Source organism: Nocardioides sp., from assembly GCF_035697785.1.
Classification (GTDB): domain Bacteria; phylum Actinomycetota; class Actinomycetes; order Propionibacteriales; family Nocardioidaceae; genus Nocardioides_B.
In genome coordinates, this window is record NZ_DASSCL010000007.1 from 40,933 (window position 1) to 48,600 (window position 7,668).

6 protein-coding genes and 1 tRNA gene are annotated in these 7,668 nt (G+C 70.9%); 6 read left to right on the plus strand and 1 reads right to left on the minus strand.

Features of this window, described 5'->3' with window-relative positions:
* Positions 1 to 67: 67 nt before the first annotated feature.
* From tmk to speB, 4 genes are all read left to right on the plus strand, one after another.
* Positions 68 to 2,203, plus strand: a complete 2,136-nt coding sequence (gene tmk / locus VFH10_RS01075; protein ID WP_325125137.1) for a dTMP kinase — start codon at positions 68 to 70, stop codon at positions 2,201 to 2,203.
* Positions 2,200 to 3,366 carry a DNA polymerase III subunit delta' gene (locus VFH10_RS01080; RefSeq protein ID WP_325125139.1) on the plus strand — a complete coding sequence of 389 codons (1,167 nt, stop codon included), beginning with the start codon at positions 2,200 to 2,202 and terminating at the stop codon, positions 3,364 to 3,366. The genes tmk and VFH10_RS01080 overlap by 4 nt, the downstream gene beginning before the upstream one ends.
* 72 nt (positions 3,367 to 3,438) lie before the next feature.
* Complete coding sequence (locus tag VFH10_RS01085) at positions 3,439 to 5,001, plus strand: alpha/beta hydrolase (protein WP_325125141.1); 1,563 nt, start codon at positions 3,439 to 3,441, stop codon at positions 4,999 to 5,001.
* 16 nt (positions 5,002 to 5,017) lie between these two features.
* Positions 5,018 to 6,019 carry an agmatinase gene (gene speB, locus VFH10_RS01090; RefSeq protein ID WP_325125143.1) on the plus strand — a complete coding sequence of 334 codons (1,002 nt, stop codon included), beginning with the start codon at positions 5,018 to 5,020 and terminating at the stop codon, positions 6,017 to 6,019.
* A 25-nt stretch (positions 6,020 to 6,044) separates the two neighbouring features.
* On the opposite strand, the gene VFH10_RS01095 is transcribed toward speB, so the two are convergent.
* Positions 6,045 to 6,971 (minus strand): LysR family transcriptional regulator, encoded by a 927-nt coding sequence (locus VFH10_RS01095; RefSeq protein WP_325125145.1) that lies wholly within the window; start codon positions 6,969 to 6,971, stop codon positions 6,045 to 6,047.
* A gap of 103 nt (positions 6,972 to 7,074) precedes the next feature.
* Here VFH10_RS01095 and VFH10_RS01100 point away from each other — a divergent pair, with 103 nt between their 5' ends.
* Together VFH10_RS01100 and VFH10_RS01105 are read left to right on the plus strand one after the other, a co-directional pair.
* Positions 7,075 to 7,257 carry a hypothetical protein gene (locus VFH10_RS01100; RefSeq protein WP_325125147.1) on the plus strand — a complete coding sequence of 61 codons (183 nt, stop codon included), beginning with the start codon at positions 7,075 to 7,077 and terminating at the stop codon, positions 7,255 to 7,257.
* Between the two features lie 98 nt (positions 7,258 to 7,355).
* Positions 7,356 to 7,428 (plus strand) — tRNA-Thr (locus VFH10_RS01105).
* The last annotated feature ends 240 nt before the right edge of the window (positions 7,429 to 7,668 follow it).

Consider the following 7,668-nt stretch of genomic DNA (forward strand, 5'->3'; position numbering starts at 1 on the left):
CTCGGGGCTCGACGGGCTCGGCCACCGGGAGCCTGAGCCCGAGCGACCGAACGCCTAGGGTGGCCCCGTGAGCGAACAGCCCCACGCGTCGGCGGTCGAGGACCTCCGGCACGCTCCGACGCACTCGCTCGCGGCGGTGCTGCGGATCCCCGACTTCCGCCGACTCTGGATCGGGCTCGGCCTGTCCAGTCTCGGCGACTGGATCGGGCTGCTCGCGCTCACCGCGATGGCCAACGCGAGCGCGGACTCGTACGCCGGCAAGAACTACGCGATCGCCACCGTGCTGTTCCTGCGCGTGCTGCCCGCGCTCATCATGGGCCCGATCGCCGGCTACATCGCGGACAAGCTGGACCGACGGTTGACGCTGATCTGGGGCGACTACGTCCGCGGCGCGCTGTTCCTGACCATCCCGCTGGTCGGCGAGCTCTGGTGGATCTTCGTCGTCACCGTGCTCGTCGAGGCGGTCTCGCTGGTCTGGGGGCCGGCGAAGGACGCGACGGTGCCCAACCTGGTGCCGCGGCACCGGCTCGAGGCGGCCAACCAGATCAGCTTGGCCACGACCTACGGCTCGGCGCTGCCGGCCGCTGCGATCTTCACCGGCCTGACCCTGGTCGACAAGCTCTACCGCAACCTCTTCGACTGGTTCGACCGCGGGCCGATCGACCTGGCGATCTACGTCAACGGGGTCACGTTCATCGTCTCCGGCCTCGTCATCGCGACCCTGAAGAACATCCCGCGCGGGCCCGCGGACGTCGACGCCGAGGACACCGTGTGGAGCGTGGTCGTCGACGGCTGGAAGTACGTCGCCACCACCCCCGTCGTACGCGGCCTGGTGATCGGCATCGTCGGCGCGTTCGCGGCCGGCGGCGTCGTGATCGGCCTGGCCCGCACGTTCGTCGCCGACCTCGGCGGAGGTGACCCCGGGTACGGCGTCCTGTTCGGCACCGTCTTCCTCGGCCTCGGGCTCGGCATGTGGCGCGGCCCGCGGCTGCTGCACGGGCTGTCTCGGCGCCGGCTGTTCGGCATCGCGCTAACCACCACCGGACTGCTGCTGTTCCCGCTCGCGCTGGTGCAGCAGCTCGAGATCGTCACCGCGCTCACCCTGGTGCTGGGGTTCTTCGCGGGCGTCGCCTGGATCACCGGCAACACGCTGCTCGGGCTCGAGGTGCCCGACGAGGTCCGGGGCCGGACGTTCGCGTTCGTCGGCTCGATGATCAGGCTCTCCCTAGCGCTGGTCCTGGCCGCGGCGCCACTCGTCGCCGGCACCATCGGCACCCCCCGGATCCCGTTCGAGGACGAGAACGGTGACCCTCTGCTGGTCTACAACGGCGCGGCGATCACCTTCCTGATCGCGGCCGTGCTGATGACCGTCGTCGGTGTCACGGCCTACCGTCAGATGGACGACCGGAAAGGGATCTCGCTGGTGAACGACCTGCGCCACTCCTTCAGTGGCACGCTCGGCGTCTACTCCGCGACGGGCTGCTTCGTCGCACTCGAGGGCGGCGAGGGGGCCGGCAAGTCCACCCAGGCCACGCTCCTCGAGTCCTGGCTGCGCGACGAGGGCTACGAGGTGGTCCTCACCCACGAGCCCGGTGACACCGAGGTCGGGCAGAAGCTCCGCAGGATCGTGCTCGACCCGGCCACCGGCAACATCTCGCACCGCACGGAGGCCCTCCTCTACGCCGCCGACAAGGCCGAGCACGTCGACTCGGTCGTCGCACCGGCGCTGGCGCGTGGTGCGGTGGTCGTCACGGACCGCTACGTCGACAGCACGCTCGCCTACCAGGGTGCGGGCCGGGCCCTCCTCGACCGCGAGGTGGAGCGGATCGCCCGGTGGGCCACCGGCGACCTGCGGCCCAACCTGACCGTCGTCCTCGACCTGCCGCCCGCCCAGGGCCTCACCCGGTTCGAGGAGCGGGACCGCATCGAGGGCGAGTCGGTCGAGTTCCACGAGCGGGTGCGCGACATGTTCCTTCAGCTCGCCTCGGGCCAGCCGGAGCACTACGTCGTGGTCGACGCCCGCGCCCCGATCGACGCGATCGCCGCGGAGATCCGGACCCGCGTCGAGCCACTTCTCGAGGCGGCGACCCGCACCCGCCCCGAGGGCGGCACCGAGTCCACCACCGAGTCGACCCACCCGACCGCCCAGTCGGCGACTCGGCCGGCCGGCTCGTCCCTCGTCGAGGGGGGGAACCAGCCGTGACCACCGCCGCCGCGTCCGCCACGCAGCCGGGCGCAGTGTGGGGCTCCCTGGTCGGGCAGCGCCATGTGGTCAAGACCCTGGCCCGCGCCGTCGCCGGGCAGGGGATGACGCACGCCTGGCTGTTCACCGGCCCGCCAGGCTCCGGCCGGTCCAACGCCGCGCTCGCATTCGCCGCCGCGCTGCAATGTCCCGACGCCGGCTGCGGTACGTGCCGCACCTGTCAGACCGCGCTCGCGGGCACCCATCCCGACGTCAGCGTCACGCGGTCCGAGACCTCGGTCCTCTACATCGACGACATGCGTGACCTGGTGCACCGCTCGGCCCTCGCCCCTGCCGAGAGGCGATGGCAGATCATGGTCATCGAGGACGCCGACCGGCTCGGTGAGCGCACCGGCAACACCCTGCTCAAGGCCATCGAGGAGCCCACCCCCAAGACGGTGTGGCTGCTGTGCGCACCGACCCTGGAGGACGTGCTGCCGACTATCCGGTCGCGGGCGCGCAACATCTCCCTGACGACGCCGACCGCCGCGGAGGTGGCGCGGTTCCTGATGGAGAAGGACGGCGTGCCCGAACCGGTCGCGGCGTTCGCGGCCCGCGCCAGCCAGGGCCACATCGGGCGGGCCCGGGCGCTCGCGCGTGACGAGGCGACCCGCAACCGGCGCCGCGAGGTCGTCGCGCTCCCCGGCCGGCTCACCTCGCTCGGCGCCTGCATGAACGCCGCCGCAAACCTCGTCGAGATCGCCAAGGACGAGACCGAGTCGATCACCGACAGCACCAACACCCGCGAGATGGCCGAGCTCGACGCGACCTACGGCGACGACCGCAAGGCGAAGCAGTCCCGGTCCTACAAGGCGGCGCTGCGTGAGCTCACACACAGCCAGAAGCAGCGCCAGAAGCGTCGCGAGATGGATGTCATCGACCGCAGCCTGATGGACATCATGTCGGTCTACCGCGACGCGATCGCCATGCAGTCAGGTGCGCCGGGCGCCCTGGTCAACGAGGAGGTCCGTCGCGAGATCGAGGACATTGCGCGCCGTTCCACACCGGAGGAGAACCTCCGCCGCATCGACGCGATCTTCCTGGCTCGGGAGAACATGTCCGAGTTCAACGCCACGCCATTGATGACGCTCGAGTCGATGATGGTGACGCTGCGCATCCGCTGACTCCCCGGATGACGAGCCCGTCGAGATCTGGCTCCGACGACCCGACCACCGGGCGCCACCTACAGTTGTCGCGTGGCTCCCCTCGCACCGCGCCGCGCTCCAGGGCGTGCCCTCGTCCTCGCTCTCGCCTTGTGCGCGCCGTTCGTGCTGTCCGGGTGCGACGCGTTCACCTCCGACGACCCGGCGCTGCCGGAGCCGTCGCTGTCCGCGAGCCCCGTGCAGCCGGCCGACCCTGAGGAGGAGGCGGAGCCCGACCTCACCCGCTACTACGAGCAGGAGCTCGACTGGAAGCGGTGCGGCGGCAACGACTGCGCCGAGCTGGAGGTCCCGCTCGACTACGCCGAGCCCGAAGGCGAGACGATCACCCTGGAGGTGCTGCGCGTCCCGGCTCGCGACAAGGACCGACGGGTCGGCTCCCTGGTGGTCAACCCGGGCGGACCGGGTGGCTCGGGTGTCGACTACGCCACCAACGCCGCGGCGTACTTCGGACCGGAGCTGCAGCGGGCCTTCGACATCGTCGGCTTCGACCCGCGCGGTGTCGGACGCTCGACTCCGCTCGACTGTCTCTCCGACAGCCAGCTCGACACCCTCGTGGCCGCGGACCCCGACCCCGACACGGCAGCGGAGGTCGCGCGCTCCGACCGGCTCGTCCGGGGACTCGGCGAAGGGTGCCTCGACCGGACCGGCGCGCTGGCCGAGCACATGTCCACCGCGGAGGCGGCCCGGGACATCGACGTGCTGCGCGCCGCCCTGGGTGACGGGAAGCTGAGCTACTTCGGGGCGTCCTACGGCACGTTCCTCGGCGCCACCTACGCCGACCTGTTCCCGGACCGGGTCGGTCGGATGGTGCTCGACGGTGCGCTCGACCCATCGCTGAGCTCGCTCAGGCTGAACCTTGTGCAGGCCAAGGGCTTCGAGACCGCCCTGCGCGCGTACGTCGGCCGGTGCGTCGACCGGGGCGGCTGCTTCCTCGGTGGGTCGGTCGACGTCGGGACCCGGCGGATCCGGCAGCTGCTCGACCAGGTGGACCGTCAGCCGATGGACGCCAACGGGCGCAGGCTGACCGCCGGCAACGCGGTGCTGGGCGTTTGGGCGCCGCTGTACAACGAGAGCTTCTGGGACATCCTCGACAACGCCCTGCGGTCGGCCTTCGGCGGTGACGGTGCGCCGTTGATGGCGCTGTCCGACGCCTACGTCTCGCGCGGGGCCGATGGCTACCTGAACAACTCACTCGAGGCGCTGTACGCCGTGAACTGCCTCGACCACGACGACGCGATCCCGAGCTCCGAGGTCGACCAGTACCTCCCGCGCTTCGAGAAGGCGTCCCCGACCTTCGGCCGGATCTTCGCCTACAGCCTCTCCGGGTGCGAGCAGTGGCCGGTCCACTCCGGCCGGGTGCCCGAGGAGATCGCGGCCGAGGGTGCCGCGCCGATCATGGTCATCGGCACCACGCGCGACCCGGCGACGCCGCTGGAGTGGGCCGAGGCGCTGGCCGAGCAGCTCGAGTCGGGCGTGCTGGTGCGCCGGGACGGCGACGGCCACACCGGCTACCTCGCCGGCAACGACTGCGTGGACACGGCCGTCGAGTCCTACCTCGTCTCCGGCAAGGTGCCGGACGGAACGGTCGACTGTTGATGCATCGGAGGTCGTCATGACGCGCTATGGGCCGCAGTACGGGCCGGACCTGACCTTCCTCGGCGTCGACCGCTGCGACCTCGAGGACCCCGCGTCGTTCGCCGGCGCGGACGTCGTGATCGTCGGCGCACCCTTCGACGGCGGTACGTCGCACCGGCCCGGCGCCCGGTTCGGCCCGCAGGCGATCCGGCAGACCTGCTACCTCGCCCACGACGGCTCGCGACCGCACCTGGCGCTGCGCGTCGACGCCCTGCAGGACATCCGCGTGCTCGACGCCGGCGACGTCGAGATGTACTCCGGCGACGTCGAGCGCTCGATCGCCGCGCTCGAGGAGGCGGTGCACACCGTGTCCGCGGCCGGCGTCGTACCGCTGGTCCTCGGCGGCGACCACACCATCGCCCTGCCCGACGCGACCGGAGTGGCCCGGCACCACGGTTTCGGCCGGGTGTCGATGCTGCACTTCGACGCCCATGCCGACACCGGCGACATCGAGTTCGGCTCGCTCTACGGGCACGGCCAGCCGATGCGCCGGCTGATCGAGTCGGGAGCACTCCGCGGTGACCGGTTCTTGCAGATCGGGCTGCGCGGCTACTGGCCCGAGCCCACCACGCTGTCGTGGATGGCCGAGCAGCGGATGCGCTCCTACGAGATGACCGAGATCGGCGCCCGCGGGCTCGAGGCCTGCCTGACGGAGTCGTTCGAGATCGCCATGGACGACTGCGACGGGGTTTTCCTGTCGGTCGACGTCGACGTGTGCGACCCCGGCCATGCACCCGGCACGGGTACGCCGGAGCCGGGTGGGCTGTCCGCGCGGCAGCTGCTCGACTCGGTGCGCCGGATCTGCCTGGAGCTGCCCGTGGTGGGCATGGACATCGTCGAGGTCAGCCCGCCCTACGACCACGCCGAGATCACGGCGTTCCTCGCCAACCGGGTCGCGCTCGAGGCGCTGTCGGGGATGGCCGCGCGCAAGGTCGGGATCCGCCACGACCCGGCCGGGCCGCTGCTCGAGGGCCGCTGACGCCTTGCCGGTGCGCCTGCGGGTCCTACCGCGGGCTGACCGGCTCGGTCAGTGCCTGGATGCGCTTGGTCGCCAGCTCGATCATCAGCCGTGCGGCCGGGGACAGGGTCGCACCGGAACGGTGGACGATGGCGAGCGTGTCGTACTGGCGCGGGCGAAGTCGGACCCATCCCGCTTCCGGTGCCAGCCGGGACAGCAGCTGCTCGGCGGCCCCGCGCGGGATGACCGAGTCCGCGAGCCCCATCCCGACCAGCTCGACGGCGGTCTCCACGTCCTCGACCTCGATGCGGGTCTGCGGGTTGCGGCCGGTGCTGTGCACCATCTCGCGCAGCACCCTGCGGGTGGAGTCGGTGGCCCGCCAGGTGGTCTCGGGCATCACGAGGGAGGCCTGGGCCAACCGCTGCGCGGTCACCGGCGAGGCCAGCTTCTCCCGATCGGTGCTGATGTAGACGAGCTCGTCGCGGGCAACTGGCGTGACGTGCATGCCCTCGCTGCTCACCGTCGGCACGGCGATCATCGCGGCCTCGATGCGGCCCCGGCGCAGGTCCTCCTGCACGTCGGTGGAGTTCTGGCCGATCAGCTCCACCCGGACGCCGGGATGCCGCGCCAGCACATCGGCGACCAGCCCCGCCCCGGCGTACAACCGGGCTGTGCCGAACATGCCGAACCGGATCGTTCCGGTCTCCAGCGCCGTCGCGCTCGCCACCGCCCGTCGCGCCTCCTCCGCGGCGGCCAGCGTCTTCTCCGCGTGCGGGCGCAGCGAGTCCGCGATGGTCGTGGGTACGACGCCGCGCCCGACCCGCCGGAACAGGTCGGCACCCACCGACTTCTCCAACGACCGGATCTGCTCGGAGACCGAGGGCTGCGCGTAACCGAGCTGTTCGGCGGCCGCGGTCAGGGAGCCCTGCTCGTACGTCGCGAGGAAGCATCGCAGCTGGTGCAGTGAGAGCATAGGTCTCTCCTTGAGAAGGTGAAGGAAAGAGAGGCTACCCCTATAGCCTCGGACCGTCGAACATAGTGGTGAACACATCCAGCATCATCGAGGGAGGTCACCAATGTTCGACCACAAGTGCACCGCGTGCGGCAAGCGGCAGCTCGTCTTCCCCGACCAGGTGACGTCCCTGGTCAACACCGCCCACGGCATCGTCGTCAGCCACGTCTGCTGGTGCGGGGCGGAGCAGAAGTGGGTCACCGGCAAGGCCGCCACGAGCCACGCAGCCGCCGCGATCGCCGCCTGAACACGGCTCCCGCCCGGATTTCATGCCCGGGCGGGAGGAACCGTATACTCGCGGACGTTGCCCGGACCCGGACCCGCTTCCGGACGTCCGGGCAGCGTGCCGCCTTAGCTCAGTCGGTAGAGCGATTCACTCGTAATGAATAGGTCGTCGGTTCGATTCCGACAGGCGGCTCCGTGTGATGTCTCAAGACATCGTGGACGCCCCGAACCCTCAGGTCCGGGGTGTTCTTCGTTGGGTGGGGCCTTTGGGTGCTCCGGTTGGTTGGTAGTTCCTGGTGGGGTCCAGGACGAGCTCGCGGAGGAGTTCTCCGGTGGCGGCGTCGACGATGCGGATGTCGAGGTCGTGGACCAGGAGCAGGACGCGGGTGCCTGCGTGGATGCGGCCGATGCCGATGTGGTGCAGGCGGCCGTG